Raw genomic sequence first — 20,281 nt, forward strand, 5'->3', positions numbered from 1 at the left:
GCACTATTCGAGTTGCTGGAGTTCGCCGCGCGGCGTAACGCGCCAGCGATGCTGGCAGAAGTAAAGCAGGGGGTTGTCCTGTTTGCTGTCGCTGTAACCGCTGTACAGCCGCAGCGGCGTGCCGATTTTGCGCTCCAGCTGCACCACTTTTTCATGGCCGAGGCAGCGCATGGTCAGCACCCAGCCGCCGTAACGGCGATGGACCTGGCTTGCGATCAGATTGACGCGCGGCAGCCAGGGGGTATCGAAATAGACCTGCTCCACCAGCGGCTGCGGCGAACCGGTGATCAGCCAGATGTCGGCGTCGGAGGCGGCAAGATAGTTGGTAAGACGGTCCTGCACCACGGGGAACGCGGTGACTTTGGTGCGAAACCAGGCGACAAACTCCTTTTCCAGCTGTTTCAGGCGCGCTTCGCTGTGCCCCCAGGTACAGCCCCATAACAGCAGGCTCATCGGCCAGCGCGCGGCGCGTCCTTTGATCAGTAACGCGCCGCCGATAATGGGCAGCAACGGCAGAACGAGCAGCGCATTCAGTGGCTGACGACGCAACATGTAACGCAAGAAGGTACCAAACATATCCTGCTGATGCAGTGTGCCATCCAGGTCAAAAAAAACGACACGACGCTCGCTGTTAGCCAAACCTTACTCCTCTGGATCGTTGAACCCTAAAAGCCAGGTAAAGAGGAACCCGGCAATAACCGCCACTAAATAGCCTAACAGATAGAGCACGACTTTTCCGGTCACTATCGTTAATGCCAGCGGTAAACCGGAAATTCCGAAGGTGATCACTGTCGCCACTTTAAAGTAGCTGATCAGCGCCCCGCCCACGGCACCGCCCAGACAAGCCCCGAGGAATGGCTTGCCGAGCGGCAGGGTGACGCCAAAAATCAGCGGTTCGCCAATACCCAGCAAACCTACCGGCAGCGCCCCTTTACAGAGCTTTTTCAGGCGGCTGTTACGGGTTTTCATCAGCACCGCGATAGCCGCGCCCACCTGGCCTACGCCCGCCATAGAGAGGATCGGCAACAGCGCGTTATAGCCGTGGGCCTGCACCAGCTCGACGTGGATCGGCACCAGCCCCTGATGCAGCCCGGTCAGCACCAGCGGCAGGAATGTCCCGGCCATGATCGCGCCCACCAGGAAACCGCCGCGATCGATAGCCCAGGACGCACCGTGGGCGATGGCTTCGGAGATCCAGCCGCCAAGCGGTTGCAGCGCCACTATGGCAATCGCGCCGGTGATGAGCGTGGTCAGCAGCGGGTTAAGGATCAGCTCAATAGAGCCGGGAAGCAGCGCGCGCAGGCGCTTTTCGATCCAGCACATCAGCGCCACCACCAGCAGCACGGCGATCACCCCGCCGCGTCCCGGCTGGAGCTGTTCCCCGAACAGGGTAATTTGCGCCAGCTGCGGGCTGGACAAAATCCCCGCCATGACGCCGCCCATTGCAAGCGATCCGCCGAACACTTTCGCGGTATTCACCCCCACCAGAATGTTCATGATGGCAAACACCGCACTGCCGAAAATCGCCAGCAGACCGAGCAGGTTGGGATACTGGGTCGCCACGTCGCCAACAATATCCGGGCGCTTGAGGATATTAATGATGCCGGTGATAAGCCCCGAGGCGATAAAGGCCGGAATAAGCGGAATGAAAACGTTCGCCAGCATGCGCAGCGCATCGCTCATCGGCGCTTTGTATTTGCTTTTGGCCTGGGCTTTGTTGCGCTCAACGTCGTCGGTCACCGGCGTGTCGCCTTTAGCCCCCATCAGCGCTTTCATAGCATCCACTACCTGCGCGGCCCTGCCAGGCCCGACAATCAGCTGGTGCTGCTCCCCCTGCTTCACATAGCCGCTGACGCCGGGGAGTTGTTTTAAACCGGCAATATCCAGCAGCGCATCGTCGTGCACTTCGACGCGCACCCGCGTCATACAATTTTCCAGACGCGAAATATTCTGCTGCCCGCCAATGCCCCGCAGGATCTCACTGGCCAGCGTTGTGGTTTTATCCATACCCGCCTCGTTAATTTTCTAATGCTGCGCGTAAAAAGCCCTGGTGCGCCGCGAGTTTTGCCCGCGCGGCGGCGGCATCCAGCCCGCTGAGGATCATCAGGATCGCTGGTTTGACGTCATAGTCGGTTTGTTTGAGGATCGCTTCGGCTTCGCTGCGTTCCGCGCCCGTGGCTTCCACCACCATGCGGCAGGCGCGATCCACCAGTTTGACGTTAGTGGCCTTCATATCCACCATCAGGTTCTGATAGACCTTGCCGAACTTCACCATCGCACCGGTGGAGATCATATTCAGCACCAGTTTTTGCGCGGTGCCGGATTTCAGGCGTGTGGAGCCGGTCAGCGCTTCCGGCCCGACCACCGGGGAGATGGCAATATCGGCGATCTGCGCGATTGGCGAGCCGGGATTACAGGAGATCGCCACCGTAGTACAGCCGAGGGTACGGGCATACTTCAGCCCGCCGATGACATAAGGCGTGCGCCCGGAGGCGGCCAGCCCGACCACCAGATCCTCTGCCTTCAGGTTCAGCGCCTGTAAATCGCCCTCCCCCAGCAGCGGATCGTCTTCCGCGCCTTCCACCGCTTTAAGCAGCGCCCCCGGCCCGCCGGCAATCAGCCCGACCACCAGCCCATGCGGTACGCCAAAGGTGGGCGGACACTCAGAGGCATCCAGCACCCCCAGCCGCCCGCTGGTGCCCGCGCCCATATAAATAATCCGCCCGCCGGACTTCAGGGCGGCGGCGGCGGCATCCACCGCTTTCGCCACCTCGGGTAATGTTTCTTTCACTGCCAGGGCGACCAGCGTATCCTGTTGATTAAAACGGTTAACCAGTTCGATGGTCGACAAGGCATCTAAATCCATTGTCTGTGAATTGCGTGTTTCTGATACCAGTAAGCCAAGATTCATATTTCGACCTCAAGAATTTTTTATTCACTTTAACCGCGGCATGATGGAATATTATATTCATTCATGCGAGCGGAATGTGTAATTTGCAACCATTGTCACATTTTGTCGGGGAGAGCCTATGAACTGTTTGATTCGCATCCGTCAGCGCTACCCTGGGCTGGCGCAGAGCGATAAGAAGCTGGCGGATTTTATTCTGGCGCAGCCGGACGTGGCCCGTCACCTTAGCTCCCAGCAGTTAGCCAGCGAAGCCGGCGTCAGCCAGTCCAGCGTGGTGAAATTCTCCCAGAAGCTCGGCTTTAAAGGGTTTCCGGCGCTGAAGCTGGCGATAAGCGAAGCGCTGGTCAGCCATCCGAACCCGCAGGCCGTGCCGCTGCATAATCAGATCCGCGGCGACGATCCGCTGCGTCTGGTGGGCGAGAAACTTATCCAGGACAATGTGAACGCCATGCATGCGACCCTGGACGTGAACAGCGAAGAAAAACTTCAGGAGAGCGTGCAGCTGCTGCGCGGCGCGCGGCGTATTGTGCTCACCGGGATCGGCGCATCCGGACTGGTGGCGCGGAACTTTGGCTGGAAGCTGCTAAAGATTGGCTTTAACGCGGTGGTGGAGCAGGATATGCACGCGCTGCTGGCAACGGTACAGGCGCTGGGGCCGGGTGACGTGCTGGTGGCGGTGTCCTATTCCGGCGAGCGGCGGGAAATCAATCTGGCGGCGGACGAAACCTTCCGCGTCGGCGGCAGGATCCTTGCCATTACCGGCTTTACGCCCAACACGCTGCAACAGCGGGCCTCCCACTGTCTGTACACCATTGCGGAGGAACAGGCGACGCGCAGCGCGGCCATCTCCTCTTCCAGCGCGCAGATGATGCTAACCGATCTGCTGTTTATGGCGCTGGTGCAGCAGGATATTGAACACGCGCCGGAGCGTATTCGTCACAGTGAAGCACTGGTAAAAAAACTGGTCTGAGCAGAAATTGGGCGTATAATGCCCGCCCTGTTTGTGTTGTTTCTGAGATTTTCCTGATGGCGCTGTTGATCACCAAAAAATGCATAAATTGCGATATGTGCGAACCAGAGTGTCCGAACGAGGCCATTTCGATGGGCGACAGCATTTATGAAATCAACAGCGATCGCTGCACCGAGTGTGTGGGCCATTACGAAACGCCCACCTGTCAGAAGGTGTGCCCGATCCCGAATACCATCTTAAAAGATCCGGCACATATCGAAAATAACGAACAGCTGTGGGATAAGTTCGTGATGTTGCATCACGCCGATAAAATCTAGCTTTCGATAATCACCGTCGCACAGGCGTAGTGCCGCTCATCCGCCAGCGTAACGTGCATCGATCTGACGCCCATTTTTTCTGCCAGCTTCAGCGCCTCGCCCCATAACCGCAGGCTCGGCTTGCCCAGTTCGTCGTTGTACACTTCAAACTGATTAAAGGCCAGCCCGTTGCGAATGCCGGTGCCGAAGGCTTTTGCCGCCGCCTCTTTTACCGCAAAGCGTTTCGCCAGAAAGCGTACCGGCTGCTGATGCGAAGCCCAGATGGCCCACTCGTTATCCGCCAGCACGCGCCGCGCCAGGCGATCGCCGCTACGGGCGATCACCGCTTCGATACGGGCGATTTCGACAATATCCGTCCCTAATCCCAGGATCGCCATTAGCGACGCGCTTCCAGCATCAGACGTTTCATTTCGCTGACCGCCTCTTTCAGCCCGCTCATTACCGCGCGACCAATAATCGCGTGACCGATATTCAGTTCGTGCATTTCCGGCAGGGCGGCGATGGCTTTCACGTTATGGTAGGTCAGACCGTGTCCGGCGTTCACTTTCAGGCCGAGGCTGGCGGCATAGGTTGCGGCTTTCGCGATGCGCTCCAGTTCCTTTGCCTGCGCGGCTTCGTCTTTCGCATCGGCGTAGCAGCCGGTGTGGATCTCGATATAAGGTGCGCCCACGTCCGCAGCGGCTTTGATTTGCGCTTCATCGGCGTCGATAAACAGTGAGACCAGGATGCCCGCATCAGCAAGACGTTTGCAGGCTGCGCGCATTTTTTCACGCTGACCGGCGACGTCCAGCCCGCCTTCGGTGGTCACTTCCTGACGCTTTTCCGGCACCAGGCAGCAAAAATGCGGACGGGTGTCACAGGCAATGTCCAGCATCTCATCGGTAACGGCCATTTCCAGATTCATGCGCGTATCCAGCGTCTGGCGCAGGATCTTCACGTCGCGATCGGTAATGTGCCGACGATCCTCGCGCAGATGCACGGTAATACCATCCGCGCCCGCCTGTTCAGCGATAAACGCGGCCTGCACCGGATCCGGGTACGCCGTGCCGCGCGCATTACGCAATGTGGCAATGTGATCGATGTTAACGCCTAACAGTAATTCAGCCATGACAGTCCTCGTATGACATGTTCATTTTATTGGGGATCGGGTGCCGCGCGCTTAGGAATGAACTGACGAAACAGTTCGCGACTTTTTAGCGGCTTACCGCCAAGGTACGGCTTTAAGGCCATGCGGGTAAAGCGTTTCGCGGCCTTCAGCGTGTCGGCATCAGGAAACTCGCGCTCCGCCAGCGCCCGCAGATGACGTCCGGTAAAGGTACGGTTATCCAGCACGACACTGGCGATAAATCCTTTCTCTTCGCGATAGCGGTAGGTCATGGTGTCTTCCACCACGTCGCCGCTGCCTGCGCAGTGCAGGAAATCGATGCCGTACCCCAGGTGACTGAGCAACGCCAGTTCAAAGCGGCGCAGAATGGCCTCCGGCGAACCGTTGACGCCCGCCAGCGCCTGGATACAGTGCAGGTATTCAAAGAAGAGTTCAGAGAAGCGCGTCTCGTGCTCCAGCACGCGCGAAATCAGCTCGTTGATATACAGACCGCTGTACAGGGAAATTCCGCTTAAAGGCAGCGCCAGGGAGACGGCTTCGGCGCTGCGCAGCGTTTTGACGTTGCCGCGTCCGCCAAAGCGGAGCAGCAGAGGGGTAAAGGGTTGTAGCGCGCCTTTAAGGCTGGAGCGTTTAGAGCGTGCCCCTTTTGCGACAAGACGCACGCGACCGGATTCTTCCGTGAAGACGTCCAGCATGAGACTGGTTTCGCTCCAGGGACGACTATGCAGGACGAAAGCGCGCTGCCAGCCTTCCATAAGGGCTTACTTCAGATCGTCGGTGTAACCGAGACTACGCAGGGCGCGCTCGTCATCGGCCCAGCCGGATTTAACCTTCACCCACAGCTCAAGATGCACGGGGGCTTCAAACATGTCCTGCATGTCCTTGCGGGCTTCAATACCAATGGTTTTGATTTTCGCGCCCTTGTTGCCGATCACCATTTTCTTCTGCCCTTCGCGCTCGACGAGGATCAGACCGTTGATGTCGTAACCACCGCGCTCGTTAGTGACAAATTGCTCAATTTCTACCGTTACCGAGTAAGGCAGCTCTGCGCCGAGGAAACGCATCAGTTTTTCACGGATGATTTCAGACGCCATAAAGCGCTGGGAGCGATCGGTTATATACTCTTCCGGGAAGTGATGGATCGCTTCCGGCAGATGCTTACGCACAATCCCTGCCACGGTATCAACGTTCATACCGGTTTCCGCAGACATCGGCACGATGTCGAGGAAGTTCATCTGGCTTGCCAGGAACTGCAGATGCGGCAGCAGATCGGCTTTCTCCTGCACGTTGTCCACTTTGTTCACCGCAAGGATCACCGGCGCGCGGGCATCACGCAGTTTGTTCAGCACCATCTCGTCGTCCGGCGTCCAGCGCGTGCCTTCCACCACGAAAATAACCAGCTCTACGTCGCCGATGGAGCTGCTTGCCGCTTTGTTCATCAGGCGGTTAATGGCGCGTTTTTCTTCCATGTGCAGACCCGGGGTATCCACGTAGATAGCCTGATACGGCCCTTCGGTGTGGATGCCCACGATACGGTGACGGGTGGTCTGCGCTTTACGGGAAGTAATAGAAATCTTCTGCCCGAGCAGATTGTTCAGCAGGGTGGATTTGCCAACGTTGGGACGCCCCACGATGGCAATAAATCCGCAGTATGTTTTTTCTTCGCTCATTCCAGCTCCAGTTTTTTAAGCGCCTGTTCGGCGGCGGCCTGCTCTGCCTTACGGCGGCTGGAACCTGTGCCTACCACCGGTTCGCTCAGACCACTTACCTGGCAGTGGATAGTAAATTCTTGATCGTGGGCTTCACCACGCACCTGCACCACCAGATAAGACGGCAGCGGCAGATGACGCCCCTGCAGGTATTCCTGCAAACGCGTTTTCGGATCTTTTTGTTTATCGCCCGGACTGATTTCATCCAGACGGCTTTGATACCAGTTGAGGATCAGTCTTTCGACGTTATGAATATCGCTGTCGAGGAAAATGCCGCCAATCAGCGCTTCAACGGTATCGGCAAGGATAGACTCACGGCGAAAGCCGCCGCTTTTCAGCTCGCCCGGCCCGAGGCGCAGGCATTCGCCGAGTTCAAATTCGCGGGCGATCTCAGCCAGGGTATTGCCGCGCACCAGCGTGGCGCGCATGCGGCTCATATCGCCTTCGTCCACGCGTGGAAAACGGTGATACAGCGCATTGGCGATCACAAAGCTTAAAATCGAGTCACCCAAAAATTCGAGACGTTCATTGTGCTTGCTGCTGGCACTGCGATGGGTTAATGCCTGCTGCAACAATTCCTGATGATGAAAAGTGTAGCCCAGCTTCCGTTGAAGCCGATTAATTACGATGGGATTCATGCGATACCAGATAAAATAATGCGTAAAAAATACAGCACACGAAACCGACCTGAGCAAACCAACGCGGTTTCGTGTGCCGTGGCACCTTGCAGCGCCAACCTTAAACTTCGGGGGAATATTCTATACACAACGGCGGGGTATGTCGTTAACGGAATAGATTTATCAGAGAAATAATTTGGGTTGCAGCCATGACGACTGCAACCCGACAAATTAATGAATGCCGCCGATGCGACTGAAACGCACGCCGGTTGGCCATTCACCTTCTTGTTTCTCGAAACTCATCCAGATCGCCGTCGCGCGCCCTACCAGATTCGCTTCCGGCACAAAGCCCCAGTAACGGCTGTCCGCGCTGTTATCGCGGTTATCACCCATCATGAAGTAGTGTCCCGGCGGCACGATCCAGGTGGCCAGTTGCTGACCCGGCTGCTGGTAATACATCCCCAGCTGATCCTGCGCGATTGGCACCATCAGAATACGGTGCGTCACGTCGCCCAGCGTCTCTTTACGCTCGTTAAGGCGAATGCCGTTGTCACGGGTTTCCCCTTTCGGCAGCGCGAAGAAACCGCTGCTCGCCTCACCGCCGTTTTTACGGCCGAAGGTCTGCACAAAATCGCCCGGCTCCACGTTAGAGTAAGTGATCGGCAGCGCGCTTTCGCACGCCTGACCAGAACGACAGCCTGGCTGTACCGTCACCTGCTTGGTCACCGGATCGTAGCTCACCTTGTCACCCGGCAAGCCCACGACGCGTTTGATGTAATCAAGGCGCGGATCGTCCGGGTATTTGAATACGGCGATATCGCCGCGTTTCGGGTGACCCGTTTCAATCAAGGTGTGCTGGTAAATCGGATCTTTGATCCCATAGGCGAATTTCTCCACCAGAATGAAATCGCCGATCAGCAGCGTTGGCATCATGGAGCCAGACGGGATCTGGAATGGCTCGTAAATGAAGGAACGCACCACCAGTACAATGGCCAGCACGGGGAAAACCGATGCCCCGGTTTCCAGCCAGCCCGGTTTCGGGCTGACTTTTTTCAGCGTTTTCGGATCGATTGCATCGCCGGTGGCCGCCTGCGCCGCCGCCTGGCGTTCACGGCGCTTTGGTGCAAAGATAAATTTATCCACACACCATAACAGCCCGGTCACCAGCGTCGCGATCACCAGGATCAGGGCAAACATATTCGCCATGCCAACTCCTTAATTTATTTGCTGTCTTTGCCTACATGCAGAATGGCGAGGAAGGCTTCCTGTGGCAGCTCGACGTTACCGACCTGTTTCATACGCTTCTTACCGTCTTTCTGTTTTTGCAGCAGCTTTTTCTTACGGCTGACGTCGCCGCCGTAGCATTTCGCCAGTACGTTTTTACGCAGCTGTTTCACCGTTGAACGGGCGATAACATGGTTGCCAATGGCGGCCTGGATCGCGATGTCGAATTGCTGACGCGGGATCAGATCTTTCATTTTTTCCACCAGCTCACGTCCACGGTACTGGGAGTTATCGCGGTGGGTGATCAGCGCCAGCGCATCGACGCGCTCGTTGTTGATCAGGACATCCACGCGCACCATGTCAGAGGCCTGGAAACGTTTGAAGTTGTAATCCAGCGACGCATAGCCGCGGGAGGTGGACTTCAGGCGATCGAAGAAGTCGAGCACCACTTCCGCCATCGGAATTTCATAGGTCAGCGCCACCTGCTTACCGTGGTAAACCATGTTGGTCTGCACGCCACGTTTCTCAATACACAGCGTGATGACGTTACCGAGATATTCCTGCGGCAGCAGCATGTGACATTCGGCGATCGGCTCGCGCAGCTCTTCGATGTTATTCAGCGGCGGCAGCTTGGACGGGCTGTCGACGTAAATCGTTTCTTTCGAGGTGGTTTGCACTTCGTAAACTACCGTCGGCGCGGTGGTGATCAGCTCCAGATCGTATTCACGTTCCAGACGCTCCTGGATGATCTCCATGTGCAGCAGGCCAAGGAAGCCGCAGCGGAAACCAAAGCCCAGCGCCGTAGAACTTTCCGGCTCATAGAACAGGGAGGCATCGTTGAGGCTGAGTTTACCCAGCGCATCGCGGAAGTTTTCGTAGTCGTCAGAGCTGATCGGGAACAGACCGGCGTAAACCTGCGGCTTCACCTTTTTAAAGCCAGGCAACGCTTTGTCTGCCGGATTACGCGCCAGCGTCAGGGTATCGCCCACCGGCGCGCCCAGGATGTCTTTAATGGCGCAAACCAGCCAGCCTACTTCACCGCAGTTCAGTTCGGTACGGTCGATCTGTTTCGGGGTGAAAATGCCCAGACGATCGGCGTTGTAGACCTGGCCGGTGCTCATCACTTTAATTTTGTCGCCCTTACGCAGGGTGCCGTTTTTCACACGGATCAGCGAGACCACGCCCAGGTAGTTATCGAACCAGGAGTCAATGATCAGCGCCTGCAGCGGTGCATCCGGGTCGCCTTGCGGGCCAGGAATTTCCTTCACCAGACGCTCCAGCACGTCACCCACGCCCACGCCGGTTTTCGCTGAGCAGCGCACGGCGTCGGTGGCATCAATGCCGACGATGTCTTCAATTTCTTCCGCCACGCGCTCAGGATCGGCGGCCGGCAGGTCGATTTTGTTAAGCACCGGTACGACTTCAAGATCCATTTCCAGTGCGGTATAGCAGTTCGCCAGCGTCTGGGCTTCCACGCCCTGACCGGCATCCACCACCAGCAGCGCGCCTTCGCAGGCGGCAAGGGAGCGGGAGACTTCATAGGAGAAGTCAACGTGGCCGGGGGTGTCGATAAAGTTCAGCTGATAGGTTTCGCCGTCTGATGCTTTGTAATCGAGCGTAACGCTTTGCGCTTTAATAGTAATGCCGCGTTCGCGCTCAAGATCCATAGAATCAAGCACCTGGGCTGCCATTTCGCGATCGGACAGGCCGCCGCAAAGCTGGATAATACGGTCAGACAGCGTCGACTTACCGTGGTCAATGTGAGCGATGATCGAAAAGTTGCGTATGTTCTTCATATATGGAGATTTTATGCCTTACGGAAACTAAGAGGCCGCTGTACTGAGCCCACGTCTGTTGTCTGAAACGCCGCATTCTACACTACAACCCTGACGCGGGGAAATGCTCATCCCGCGTACGGCGCGGCAGGCGACGGCGCTGTCTGTTGTACGGTAACGATTAAGGCAAAAAGGCGTGAAATTATTGACTGGCGCTGGAGTGCGGCGTTTCCACTCGCAGCATGTCCGGCGGTAAACCCACGCTCAGGATCACCGGCTGCCAGGCGTCTTTCGCGGCCAGCTTCGGGGAAAGCGCGCGCGCCAGCAAAAAGCCGCCTGCTCCGCCCAGCACCGCGCCGCCCAGCGCTGCGAGATCGTAACCAAACAGGGTCTGGAAAATCCCCGCCACCGCAAACATACCCACCAGCGGCGTCATATACACTAACATTGCGGAGCCAAGCAGGCTGCCTTCAGCAATCCCCAGCTCGACTTTTTGACCGGCGACCAGTGGCTGGTCGCAGGGCACCACCAGCGTGTGCGTGGTCTGCGGCCCCAGCTTGTTGAGCACGCGGCTGCCGCAACCGGAACGCGAGGCGCAACTGCTGCAGGATGCTTTCACATCGCAGCTGACCATGGCTTCGCCCTGTTCCCATGAGACGACGGTTGCCCACTCTTTAATCATTGTACTGCCCTGAATTTAAGACTGTCCGCAATACGTTTTGCGGTCTGCGGCGGGAGTTCTCCCACTACGGTAATTTCGCTGTTGCCGCGCACGGTGGTATTGAGCGTACGACGCCCGGTACGCAGCATCTGATCGGTACTGTTCTGGTTTGCGGCGTTCACGTTCACCGAGAAGCTGAACAAACCATCTGAATAAAGGCGCGATTCAACGGGTACATCCACCGTGGGTAATTTCCGGCGGCTGCTGGCCACTTCGCTGAAGCCCTGCGGCAGCCAGGACGGAGTCCAGTTGAATTCAATCTTATCGCCCGTCGGCACGGAGAGCAGCGGCGGCAGACTGGCTTTAGCCAATGACTGCATGCTGGTTCCCACCTGGCTGTCCACCGAGAACGCAATCACGCGGAACTGCTCCAGGGTTTCACCGTCGCGATCCAGCAGGTCAACGCGCAGCGGCAGTTTGCTTTCTGAATCGAGCCAGACGATATAGCTGTAACGCGTGCCGTCCCGCGCCACCACGCGGATCACTTCGCACAGGCGGTCGGCAATGCGCGTACGTCCGACGGAGATAAAATCGTAAATGGCAGAGATGCGTTTGAAATCGGTATAGACCAGCGACGGCAGCGAGTCGACGATGTAATCGCCGTTAAGCGTGAACGGCTCAAGACCAGGCTCGAAATAGCTGATTTCACTGCCGCGCTGTACGACTTCGCGGCGCGGGCCATCCATCTGCAAAAGCTGGGCAAGCGGCTGATTATCGAGACGGGCGTGGCGATAGCGTAATGACTCCACACCCTGCTTGTTGATGCTGACGAAAGACATCTCGTAATTGAGTGACTGGCTGGCCAGATTCATCTGCTGCAACAACGCCCCGGATGATATATCAGCCGAGGCGTTGAAGGAGAGGAACAGGCTACCCGTCACAAAGGACATGGCATACCAAAGTTGCTTCATTACTGCGATTGCGTTCCTAAGGTTTGAGTACCGGGTACCTGGACTGCGGCTTGCTGAGTCTGGGCCTGCTCAAACTGAAGCTGTTCGGAGTGCAGGCGGCGTTGCAGTTCGTAATCCTGCAACATGGCATTGATTCGACGACGCTGTTCCTGCACCTGCTGTTGCTGACCTGCGCCAGGCTGGGAGGCATCAGCAGGAACGCCAAGGCTAACCGGGCTGGCTTTACCCATCATCGGCAGGGTATTGAATACCGGCGCCTCTGGCTGCTGGGTGGCATCAGACTGCCCGTTATAGTGCTGCACGCCGACGATAACTGCAAGCGATACACAGGCGGCCACGCCCATTTGCGTGAGCTGACTTGCCCACGGGCGCACTTTGCTCCAGAACGGCATTTTCTGCCATTGCTGCGGTGCAGGCTGCGCTTCAGGGATCAGCGGCGTCGTCTGGCGTTGCGGTTCGTCTGCAATGGCAGCCATCACGCGGGCTGAGATGTCGAAATGCAGAACATCGGCCGTATCGCCTCGCATTGAATCGCGGATAAGATGATAACTCTGCCAGGTTTTTTGCATTTCCGGATCGCGCGAAAGCTCGCTAAGGAGTTCGCTATCCAGCGTTTCACCATCCATTAAAGCGGAAAGTTGTTCTTTCTGCATGCCTAAATACCTTTTCCAGTATCCCGCTATCGTCAACGCCTGATAAGCGGTTGAACTTTATTATCAATGGCTTCCCGCGCACGGAAGATACGTGAACGAACCGTACCGACCGGACAATCCATGATGACGGCTATCTCTTCATAGCTCAAACCATCCAGCTCCCGCAAGGTGATAGCCATGCGTAAATCTTCAGGGAGCGACTCAATGGTGCGGAAAACAATTTGTCGCAATTCTTCAGACAACATTAAGTTCTCAGGGTTCGAAATTTCTTTCAGCGCCCCGCCACTTTCGAAGTTTTCCGCATCAATTGCATCAACATCGGTAGACGGCGGACGACGCCCCTGAGCCACCAGATAATTTTTAGCGGTATTCACCGCAATACGGTACAGCCAGGTGTAAAAAGCGCTATCTCCCCGGAATGAATCCAGCGCACGATAGGCCTTAATAAAGGACTCTTGTACCACGTCCGGCACGTCGCCAGACGGCACGTAACGTGAGACCAGGCTCGCCACTTTATGCTGGTAGCGTACTACCAGTAAGTTAAACGATTTCTGATCTCCTTTCTGGACCCGCTCAACAAGGACCTGATCCGTTAACTGCTCGCTCATCCGAGGTAATGTCTCCCCAAACCCTGTTTCCACGCGTAATCGAAACGCCACTCCAATACTGCACTATGAGCAAGCAGGTCATTAGAGAATAGGTTTCGTGAATAGTTCCGTTACGCCTTTGTTTTTGTGTATCGTTTCGCAAACTGTTGGTTATAACTCATTATAAGTCTACGGACTTTAAACCACGTACTTTGACCAGCAATAAAGGCATTATTAACCGCCTGAAGAGTAACGCAACGCGCCCCCGATTTCATCTCTTAATCTGTTGCTAACGCTCTGCTTCGCAAATTAATTTCACTTTTTTTATCTGCGCTGACTGATATAACCTGTTTAGTACCTATAACACAGCCTTAAAAAACAGGTGCTCTGATGGGATTGGCAGTGCTATGCTGCGACAACCTTGTTTAGTAAATTAAACACGAAATGAACACAACACCTGAACACGCCTGTGATGTGCTGATTATTGGCAGCGGTGCTGCTGGTCTGTCGCTGGCTCTGCGTCTGGCTGAACGCCATAACGTGCTGGTACTGAGTAAAGGCCCGGTCAGCGAAGGTTCCACTTTTTATGCCCAGGGCGGCATTGCCGCTGTGTTTGATGAAACCGACAGTATCGCGGCGCATGTGGAAGATACGCTGATCGCCGGTGCCGGTATTGTCGATCCCCATGCGGCGGAATTTGTCGCCAGCAATGCCCGTCATTGCGTGCAGTGGCTTATCGATCAGGGCGTGCTATTCGATACCCACACTCAACCCAACGGCGTTGAGGGTTATCACCTGACGCGGGAAGGCGGGCACAGTCATCGCCGTATTTTGCACAGCGCCGATGCCACTGGCAAAGCTGTGGAAACCACGCTGGTCAGCCAGGCGCTGAGCCATCCGAATATTCGGGTGCTAGAGCGCGCTAACGCGGTCGATCTCATTATCTCCGATAAAATCGGCCTACCGGGTACGCGTCGCGTGGTGGGTGCCTGGATCTGGGATCGCAATAAAGAAGTGGTGGAAACCTGTAAAGCCAAAGCGGTCGTGCTGGCCACCGGCGGCGCTTCAAAAGTGTATCAGTACACCACCAATCCGGATATTGCCTCCGGGGACGGTATCGCCATGGCCTGGCGTGCTGGCTGTCGGGTGGCGAATCTGGAGTTTAACCAGTTTCATCCCACGGCGCTCTTCCATCCGCAGGCGCGTAATTTTCTGCTCACCGAAGCGCTGCGCGGCGAAGGCGCGCTGTTGAAACGCCCGGACGGTTCCCGCTTTATGCCTGATTTTGACGAGCGCGCCGAACTGGCCCCGCGGGATATTGTCGCCCGCGCCATCGATCATGAAATGAAACGTCTCGGCGCTGAATGCATGTATCTGGACATCAGTCATAAACCAGAAGCCTTCGTGCGCCAGCATTTCCCGACGATCTACGAAAAACTGCTCGGTCTGGGGATCGACCTGACGCGTGAGCCGGTACCCATTGTCCCTGCCGCCCATTACACCTGCGGCGGGGTCATGGTGGATGAGGCCGGACGCACCGATGTCGACGGATTGTACGCCATCGGTGAAGTCAGCTACACCGGACTGCACGGCGCAAACCGCATGGCGTCGAATTCCCTGCTGGAATGCCTGGTGTACGGCTGGTCTGCCGCTGAAGATATTGCCCGCCGTATGCCCTACGTACGTGACACTGCCGCCCTGCCCGCCTGGGACGAAAGCCGTGTGGATAACGCCGATGAACGGGTCGTGATCCAGCATAACTGGCATGAGCTGCGTTTACTGATGTGGGATTACGTCGGTATTGTGCGCACCACTAAGCGGCTGGAGCGTGCGCTGCGGCGGATCCAGATGTTGCAACAGGAGATCGACGAATACTATGCCCATTTCCGCGTCTCCAACAACCTGCTGGAGTTACGGAATCTGGTACAGGTGGCGGAGTTGATTGTGCGCTGCGCGATGATGCGCAAAGAGAGTCGCGGACTGCATTACACCCTCGACTACCCGGCGCTGTTGCCTGCCTCCGGGCCGTCGGTGTTATCGCCAGGCTTACATAAATAAGTAGAACGCCTGGGTCAGCGCCGTATAGCCTTCGGAATAGCGCTGATCGGGGCCGCGGATCACCAGCCGGTCGCTAAAGCATTCTCCCTGCGTCGGGGAGAATGCCAGCAGCACACGGTGCGGCAGTCGCCCTTCAGTGTCGGAAATATCGGTGCGCAGGCGCAGATGCCAGCCGCCTTCCAGCGCGTTTTGCGTAAAGACATTGCCGATATTTTCCGGCAATACCACGCAGAAAAAGCCCTCTTCGGTAATGCATTCCGTGGCGCAGGCCAGTAACGCTGCGTGATCCAGCGTCGTGGTATAACGCGCCTGCTCACGCTCTGCGCTAGCGCACTCAACGCCTTTCTCAAAATAAGGCGGATTACTGACGATCAGATCGTAACGCTGGGTGCACTGTTTTACCCACTGCTGAATGTCGGCGCTGTGCACCTGAATGCGCGCTTTCCACAGGGATTCATCGACATTTTCCCTGGCCTGACTGGCTGCGGCCTCATCCAGTTCTACCGCATCAATGGCTACCGTATCGCCGGTGCGCTGAGCCAGCATCAGCGCCAGCAAGCCGCTACCGGTGCCGATATCAAGAATGCGTTTAACGCCTGCCACGGGCGACCATGCCCCCAGTAAAACACCATCAGTACCGACTTTCATCGCACAGCGATCGTGCGCGACAAAGAACTGTTTAAACGTGAATCCATCACGACGAAGCAACGTTTTGCCTGGCGACATTCTTTACAACCTTCTTAATGAAACCGGGGTAGCATAGGTGAAAGCGATAAGCCGGGGAAGGCTTATCCACACAAACAGATGAAGATTGCAGCCATAACGTCTATAATCAGCGCCCCACACAGAGGTAGAACATGACTGTAACGACTTTTTCCGAACTTGAACTCGATGAAACCCTTCTGGAAGCGCTCCAGAATAAAGGGTTTACACGCCCGACTGCCATTCAGGCGGCTGCTATTCCGCCCGCGCTGGAAGGCCGTGATGTACTCGGTTCTGCGCCGACAGGCACCGGTAAAACGGCGGCGTACCTGCTGCCTGTGTTGCAGCATTTAATCGACTTCCCGCGTAAAAAATCCGGGCCGCCGCGTATTCTGATCCTGACGCCGACCCGTGAACTGGCCATGCAGGTTGCGGAACATGCGCGTGAGTTAGCCGCCAATACCCATCTGGACATCGCTACCATTACCGGCGGTGTCGCCTATATGAACCACGCGGAAGTGTTCAGCGAAAACCAGGACATCGTGGTGGCGACCACGGGTCGTCTGATGCAGTACATAAAAGAAGAAAACTTTGACTGCCGCGCGGTGGAAACGCTGATTCTGGATGAAGCTGACCGTATGCTGGAGCTGGGCTTCGCGCAGGACATTGAACATATTGCAGGCGAAACGCGCTGGCGCAAACAGACCATGCTGTTTTCCGCCACGCTCGAAGGCAATGCGGTAAAAGAGTTTGCTGAGCGTCTGCTGGAGGATCCGGAAGAGGTCTCCGCCACGCCGTCCACACGCGAGCGTAAGAAAATCCATCAGTGGTATTACCGCGCCGATAATCTGGATCACAAAGTGGCGCTGCTTCAGCATCTGCTGAAACAGGACGATGCGACCCGCACCATCGTCTTTGTGCGTAAGCGCGAGCGTGTGCATGAACTGGCGGGTCTGCTGCGTACGGCTGGTATTAACAACTGCTACCTCGAAGGCGATATGCCGCAGGCGAAGCGTACCGAAGGCATCAAACGTCTGACGGAAGGCCGCGTAAACGTGCTGATCGCCACCGACGTGGCGGCCCGTGGTATCGATATTCCGGATGTGAGCCATGTGATCAACTTTGACATGCCGCGCAGCGGGGACATCTATCTGCACCGTATTGGCCGTACCGGCCGTGCGGGTCGTAAAGGCACGGCGATTTCGCTGGTCGAAGCGCACGATCATCTGCTGCTGCTGAAAGTCGGCCGCTACGTTGACGAGCCGCTGAAAGCCCGCGTTATTGATGAATTGCGTCCGACTACCCGTGCGCCAAGCGATAAGCTGACCGGCAAGCCGTCGAAAAAAGTGCTGGCGAAACGCGCCGAGAAGAAAAAAGCAGAAAAAGAGAAACCGCGGGTGAAGAATCGCCATCGCGATGCGAAAAACGTGGGTAAGCGCCGCAAGCCAAGCGGTTCGCAGGACACCACTAACGAGTAATAAAAAAGCCGGGTTAATAACCCGGCTTTTTTTATCGCTGATTTATACGCTTTATCACAGGCTTTCAGTGAAAGTACGGGCAATCACGTCGCGCTGCTGTTCCGGGGTCAGCGAGTTAAAACGCACCGCATAGCCGGAAACACGAATGGTCAGCTGCGGATATTTTTCCGGGTGCTCCACTGCGTCCATCAGGGTTTCACGACGCAGCACGTTAACGTTCAGGTGCTGACCGCCTTCAACACGAACCTGCGGCTGCACTTCCATCGGCACTTCGCGATATTCAATCTCGCCGAGCTTGCTGACAGCCACCACGTCGTCTTCTGCAAAGCCGGCTTTTGCGCATACGCAGCGTGCTTCACCGGTTTCGCTGTCCAGCAGCCAGAAAGAGTTCAGCAGATCGTCGTTTGCGGCTTTAGTAATCTGGATACCTGTAATCATGTTATGCCTCCCGGGCTTCATAATTTGTTTTAACCGGCCTGATGTCGGCCAATTGGTAAAACCATTGTTGCTTGAGTGTAGATATACCAGTCAGCCAGCCGTCATTCTTTGACTTAAATCAATAAAAACCACACTACAAAAGTGCCTATATATGGAAATAATTGTTTTATATCAATTTTAGCCCTGGGAGGAATAAAATTATTTTGTAAGCTTTAAAATTTTTTTGGGCAATTTCGCACTATGAAGCCTGGCAATTTTATTCTGGCAACATAAGCAGTTAAGCTAAGCATTATCACTTTTCGCTGGAGAGCGGCATGACCACTTCACTGACATGGCACGATGTGCTGGCCGAAGAAAAACAGCAGCCTTATTTTATCGACACGCTTAACGCCGTCGCCGCCGAGCGTCAGGCGGGCGCCACTATCTACCCGCCGCAGAAAGATGTCTTTAACGCCTTTCGTTTTACTGAGCTTGGGGACGTGAAAGTCGTTATTTTAGGTCAGGATCCCTATCACGGCCCCGGGCAGGCGCATGGTCTGGCGTTTTCTGTGCGTCCTGGCGTCGCCATTCCGCCCTCGTTGCTGAATATGTATAAGGAGCTGGAGAAATCGATCCCGGGCTTTGAACGGCCGACGCACGGTTATCTGGAAAGCTGGGCGCGCCAGGGCGTGCTGTTACTTAATACGGTGCTGACTGTGCGCGCCGGTCAGGCGCATTCACACGCCAGTCTGGGATGGGAAACCTTTACCGATAAAGTAATCGCGTTGATTAATGAACATCGTGAAGGGGTGGTGTTTTTGCTCTGGGGATCTCACGCGCAGAAGAAAGGGGCGATTATCGACGGCAAGCGCCATCATGTATTGAAAGCGCCGCATCCGTCGCCGCTTTCGGCGCACCGTGGCTTTTTCGGCTGCCATCATTTCGTACTGGCGAACGAGTGGCTGGAACAGCACGGCGAAACGCCCATCGACTGGATGCCGGTACTGCCTGCGGAAACCGAGTAAAAAAAATGCCAGCGTTACGCTGGCATTTTTGCATCAGGCTTTGTTTTGTCGCCACCATTCCGCCAGCAACACACCCGTTGCCACCGAAACGTTGAGGCTTTCCACTTTACCTGTTCCCTGAATCGAGATGCTCATATCCGCGCTGGACAGCGCGGCATCAGATAACCCGTCACGCTCCTGCCCGAGCACCAGCACCATTTTCTTTGGCATCGTCGCCGCAGATAACGGCGTACCTTCATGGCTGGAAGTGGTGACTATGGTATAACCCGCTTTACGGAACGCATCCAGCGCGCTGATAATGCTGTCGCCGGTTACCGCCTGCACGTGTTCCGCGCCGCCTTCAGCGGTACGGATCGCGGCACCCGATTCCAGAATGCCCGCGTCGTCCAGCAGCACGCCTTTGACGCCAAAGTGCGCGCAGCTGCGCATCATCGCGCCGAGGTTATGCGGGTTACCCACATCTTCCAGCGCCAGTACGCAATCTTCTTCGCCAGCCTGGTCTACCCATTGCTGAACGGAGATCCCGCTGCGTTTTTTGATAATAAAGCACACGCCGCCGTGGTGTTCAGTGCCGGAAGCCTTCACCAGCTCCGCTTCGTCCACAACGTGGTATGCCTTGCGGTTAGCCGCCATCCAGCGCAGCGCTTCTTTAAAGCGCGGGGTGACGCTTTGCACGAACCAGGCACGGACGATGCAGTCCGGACGGCTCTGGAACAGCGCCTGACAGGCGTTTTCACCATAAACGCGGGTTTCTTCCGCGCGCTGGCGACGAATGACTTCAGGATCGACAAAGGCTTTGCCGCCTGCGGTCGTGGCCTCCGGCTTCACGCTCGCATCAACCGGCGGACGGGAAACGGTACGCCATGGCGAAGAGGATTCGCCGTCATAATCACGGTCACGGCTGCGATCGCGATCGCGGCCCGGACCTTTACGTTCATCGCGGGCGGGGCGACGGCCACCGTCTGCACGAGAGGATCCCGGACGCCCTCCCCCTTTCCCGGTACGCGGGTTATGGGTGCGTTTGTCGGAATCATCATCACTGCGGACATACATCACTTTGACCTTGCCGCTTTTATTCTTTAGTTCGTCGTTCATGCTTTTCTC

At 56.4% G+C, this 20,281-nt stretch carries 23 protein-coding genes; 5 read left to right on the plus strand and 18 right to left on the minus strand.

All coding sequences use genetic code 11. The features are described 5' to 3' along the window. Positions 1–3 precede the first annotated feature (3 nt). From yfhb to murQ, 3 genes are read right to left on the minus strand one after another with little or no spacing between them, the layout of a single operon-like run. Entirely contained in the window at positions 4–639 is a 636-nt protein-coding gene (yfhb, locus tag BMF08_RS20635) for a phosphatidylglycerophosphatase C (protein ID WP_072569373.1), read from the minus strand. A gap of 3 nt (positions 640–642) precedes the next feature. After that, positions 643–2,007, minus strand: coding sequence for a PTS transporter subunit EIIC (locus tag BMF08_RS20640; RefSeq protein ID WP_072569374.1), 1,365 nt, complete (start codon positions 2,005–2,007; stop codon positions 643–645). A 10-nt stretch (positions 2,008–2,017) separates the two neighbouring features. Further along, positions 2,018–2,911: an N-acetylmuramic acid 6-phosphate etherase gene (gene murQ / locus BMF08_RS20645; RefSeq protein WP_072569375.1), complete on the minus strand. Its 894-nt coding sequence runs from the start codon at positions 2,909–2,911 to the stop codon at positions 2,018–2,020. Positions 2,912–3,029: 118 nt separating this feature from the next. Here murQ and BMF08_RS20650 point away from each other — a divergent pair, with 118 nt between their 5' ends. Both BMF08_RS20650 and BMF08_RS20655 read left to right on the plus strand, forming a co-directional pair. Beyond that, positions 3,030–3,878: a MurR/RpiR family transcriptional regulator gene (locus BMF08_RS20650; protein WP_072569376.1), complete on the plus strand. Its 849-nt coding sequence runs from the start codon at positions 3,030–3,032 to the stop codon at positions 3,876–3,878. A 56-nt stretch (positions 3,879–3,934) separates the two neighbouring features. After that, on the plus strand, positions 3,935–4,195 hold the full coding sequence (locus BMF08_RS20655; protein ID WP_072569377.1) for a YfhL family 4Fe-4S dicluster ferredoxin: 261 nt from the start codon (positions 3,935–3,937) through the stop codon (positions 4,193–4,195). Here the strand turns inward: BMF08_RS20655 and acpS are convergent. The 12 genes from acpS to rseD form a co-directional block, all read right to left on the minus strand. Beyond that, positions 4,192–4,572 (minus strand): holo-ACP synthase, encoded by a 381-nt coding sequence (gene acpS, locus BMF08_RS20660; RefSeq protein WP_072569378.1) that lies wholly within the window; start codon positions 4,570–4,572, stop codon positions 4,192–4,194. The two genes, BMF08_RS20655 and acpS, sit on opposite strands and share 4 nt — an antisense overlap. Next, positions 4,572–5,303, minus strand: a complete 732-nt coding sequence (pdxJ, locus tag BMF08_RS20665) for a pyridoxine 5'-phosphate synthase (protein ID WP_072569379.1) — start codon at positions 5,301–5,303, stop codon at positions 4,572–4,574. The genes acpS and pdxJ overlap by 1 nt, the downstream gene beginning before the upstream one ends. Before the next feature lie 26 nt (positions 5,304–5,329). Then, positions 5,330–6,055 (minus strand): DNA repair protein RecO, encoded by a 726-nt coding sequence (gene recO / locus BMF08_RS20670; protein WP_072569380.1) that lies wholly within the window; start codon positions 6,053–6,055, stop codon positions 5,330–5,332. Between the two features lie 6 nt (positions 6,056–6,061). Beyond that, the gene (era, locus tag BMF08_RS20675; RefSeq protein ID WP_072569381.1) at positions 6,062–6,970 is read right to left on the minus strand and encodes a GTPase Era; all 909 of its coding nucleotides are present in this window, start codon (positions 6,968–6,970) and stop codon (positions 6,062–6,064) included. Then, positions 6,967–7,647, minus strand: a complete 681-nt coding sequence (gene rnc, locus BMF08_RS20680; RefSeq protein ID WP_072569507.1) for a ribonuclease III — start codon at positions 7,645–7,647, stop codon at positions 6,967–6,969. Before rnc ends, era begins: the two co-directional genes overlap by 4 nt. Positions 7,648–7,857: 210 nt before the next feature. Further along, positions 7,858–8,832 carry a signal peptidase I gene (lepB, locus tag BMF08_RS20690; protein ID WP_072569382.1) on the minus strand — a complete coding sequence of 325 codons (975 nt, stop codon included), beginning with the start codon at positions 8,830–8,832 and terminating at the stop codon, positions 7,858–7,860. A gap of 14 nt (positions 8,833–8,846) precedes the next feature. Further along, complete coding sequence (gene lepA, locus BMF08_RS20695) at positions 8,847–10,646, minus strand: translation elongation factor 4 (RefSeq protein WP_072569383.1); 1,800 nt, start codon at positions 10,644–10,646, stop codon at positions 8,847–8,849. 181 nt (positions 10,647–10,827) lie between these two features. Further along, positions 10,828–11,307, minus strand: a complete 480-nt coding sequence (rseC, locus tag BMF08_RS20700; RefSeq protein ID WP_072569384.1) for a SoxR-reducing system protein RseC — start codon at positions 11,305–11,307, stop codon at positions 10,828–10,830. Further along, positions 11,304–12,257, minus strand: coding sequence for a sigma-E factor regulatory protein RseB (gene rseB, locus BMF08_RS20705; RefSeq protein WP_072569385.1), 954 nt, complete (start codon positions 12,255–12,257; stop codon positions 11,304–11,306). The genes rseC and rseB overlap by 4 nt, the downstream gene beginning before the upstream one ends. Continuing rightward, positions 12,257–12,910, minus strand: coding sequence for an anti-sigma-E factor RseA (rseA, locus tag BMF08_RS20710; RefSeq protein WP_072569386.1), 654 nt, complete (start codon positions 12,908–12,910; stop codon positions 12,257–12,259). Before rseA ends, rseB begins: the two co-directional genes overlap by 1 nt. Before the next feature lie 32 nt (positions 12,911–12,942). After that, complete coding sequence (gene rpoE / locus BMF08_RS20715) at positions 12,943–13,518, minus strand: RNA polymerase sigma factor RpoE (RefSeq protein ID WP_072569387.1); 576 nt, start codon at positions 13,516–13,518, stop codon at positions 12,943–12,945. Continuing rightward, positions 13,515–13,574 (minus strand): rpoE leader peptide RseD, encoded by a 60-nt coding sequence (rseD, locus tag BMF08_RS21395; protein WP_234007236.1) that lies wholly within the window; start codon positions 13,572–13,574, stop codon positions 13,515–13,517. The genes rpoE and rseD overlap by 4 nt, the downstream gene beginning before the upstream one ends. Positions 13,575–13,941: 367 nt before the next feature. On the opposite strand from rseD, the gene nadB reads away from it, so the two are divergent. After that, complete coding sequence (gene nadB, locus BMF08_RS20720; protein ID WP_072569388.1) at positions 13,942–15,555, plus strand: L-aspartate oxidase; 1,614 nt, start codon at positions 13,942–13,944, stop codon at positions 15,553–15,555. Here nadB and trmN read toward each other — a convergent pair. After that, positions 15,544–16,281: a tRNA(1)(Val) (adenine(37)-N(6))-methyltransferase TrmN gene (trmN, locus tag BMF08_RS20725; protein ID WP_072569389.1), complete on the minus strand. Its 738-nt coding sequence runs from the start codon at positions 16,279–16,281 to the stop codon at positions 15,544–15,546. The two genes, nadB and trmN, sit on opposite strands and share 12 nt — an antisense overlap. A 131-nt stretch (positions 16,282–16,412) precedes the next feature. Here trmN and srmB point away from each other — a divergent pair, with 131 nt between their 5' ends. After that, positions 16,413–17,735: an ATP-dependent RNA helicase SrmB gene (srmB, locus tag BMF08_RS20730; RefSeq protein WP_072569390.1), complete on the plus strand. Its 1,323-nt coding sequence runs from the start codon at positions 16,413–16,415 to the stop codon at positions 17,733–17,735. Positions 17,736–17,789: 54 nt separating this feature from the next. Here the strand turns inward: srmB and grcA are convergent, their stop codons facing one another. Then, positions 17,790–18,173 (minus strand): autonomous glycyl radical cofactor GrcA, encoded by a 384-nt coding sequence (gene grcA, locus BMF08_RS20735; RefSeq protein ID WP_072569391.1) that lies wholly within the window; start codon positions 18,171–18,173, stop codon positions 17,790–17,792. 314 nt (positions 18,174–18,487) lie between these two features. On the opposite strand from grcA, the gene ung reads away from it, so the two are divergent. After that, complete coding sequence (gene ung / locus BMF08_RS20740; RefSeq protein WP_072569392.1) at positions 18,488–19,177, plus strand: uracil-DNA glycosylase; 690 nt, start codon at positions 18,488–18,490, stop codon at positions 19,175–19,177. 33 nt (positions 19,178–19,210) lie between these two features. Here the strand turns inward: ung and BMF08_RS20745 are convergent, their stop codons facing one another. Then, positions 19,211–20,272 carry a tRNA/rRNA methyltransferase gene (locus tag BMF08_RS20745; protein WP_072569393.1) on the minus strand — a complete coding sequence of 354 codons (1,062 nt, stop codon included), beginning with the start codon at positions 20,270–20,272 and terminating at the stop codon, positions 19,211–19,213. Positions 20,273–20,281 lie beyond the last annotated feature (9 nt).

This window comes from Enterobacter sp. SA187 (genome assembly GCF_001888805.2).
GTDB lineage: Bacteria > Pseudomonadota > Gammaproteobacteria > Enterobacterales > Enterobacteriaceae > Enterobacter_D.

Coding starts and splice junctions, on each gene's coding strand:
- BMF08_RS20640 (WP_072569374.1), bottom strand. CDS start 2,007: ATGGATAAAACCACAACGCTGGCCAGTGAGATCCTGCGGGGCATTGGC.
- murQ (WP_072569375.1), bottom strand. CDS start 2,911: ATGAATCTTGGCTTACTGGTATCAGAAACACGCAATTCACAGACAATG.
- BMF08_RS20650 (WP_072569376.1), top strand. CDS start 3,030: ATGAACTGTTTGATTCGCATCCGTCAGCGCTACCCTGGGCTGGCGCAG.
- BMF08_RS20655 (WP_072569377.1), top strand. CDS start 3,935: ATGGCGCTGTTGATCACCAAAAAATGCATAAATTGCGATATGTGCGAA.
- acpS (WP_072569378.1), bottom strand. CDS start 4,572: ATGGCGATCCTGGGATTAGGGACGGATATTGTCGAAATCGCCCGTATC.
- pdxJ (WP_072569379.1), bottom strand. CDS start 5,303: ATGGCTGAATTACTGTTAGGCGTTAACATCGATCACATTGCCACATTG.
- recO (WP_072569380.1), bottom strand. CDS start 6,055: ATGGAAGGCTGGCAGCGCGCTTTCGTCCTGCATAGTCGTCCCTGGAGC.
- era (WP_072569381.1), bottom strand. CDS start 6,970: ATGAGCGAAGAAAAAACATACTGCGGATTTATTGCCATCGTGGGGCGT.
- rnc (WP_072569507.1), bottom strand. CDS start 7,647: ATGAATCCCATCGTAATTAATCGGCTTCAACGGAAGCTGGGCTACACT.
- lepB (WP_072569382.1), bottom strand. CDS start 8,832: ATGGCGAATATGTTTGCCCTGATCCTGGTGATCGCGACGCTGGTGACC.
- lepA (WP_072569383.1), bottom strand. CDS start 10,646: ATGAAGAACATACGCAACTTTTCGATCATCGCTCACATTGACCACGGT.
- rseC (WP_072569384.1), bottom strand. CDS start 11,307: ATGATTAAAGAGTGGGCAACCGTCGTCTCATGGGAACAGGGCGAAGCC.
- rseB (WP_072569385.1), bottom strand. CDS start 12,257: ATGAAGCAACTTTGGTATGCCATGTCCTTTGTGACGGGTAGCCTGTTC.
- rseA (WP_072569386.1), bottom strand. CDS start 12,910: ATGCAGAAAGAACAACTTTCCGCTTTAATGGATGGTGAAACGCTGGAT.
- rpoE (WP_072569387.1), bottom strand. CDS start 13,518: ATGAGCGAGCAGTTAACGGATCAGGTCCTTGTTGAGCGGGTCCAGAAA.
- nadB (WP_072569388.1), top strand. CDS start 13,942: ATGAACACAACACCTGAACACGCCTGTGATGTGCTGATTATTGGCAGC.
- trmN (WP_072569389.1), bottom strand. CDS start 16,281: ATGTCGCCAGGCAAAACGTTGCTTCGTCGTGATGGATTCACGTTTAAA.
- srmB (WP_072569390.1), top strand. CDS start 16,413: ATGACTGTAACGACTTTTTCCGAACTTGAACTCGATGAAACCCTTCTG.
- grcA (WP_072569391.1), bottom strand. CDS start 18,173: ATGATTACAGGTATCCAGATTACTAAAGCCGCAAACGACGATCTGCTG.
- ung (WP_072569392.1), top strand. CDS start 18,488: ATGACCACTTCACTGACATGGCACGATGTGCTGGCCGAAGAAAAACAG.
- BMF08_RS20745 (WP_072569393.1), bottom strand. CDS start 20,272: ATGAACGACGAACTAAAGAATAAAAGCGGCAAGGTCAAAGTGATGTAT.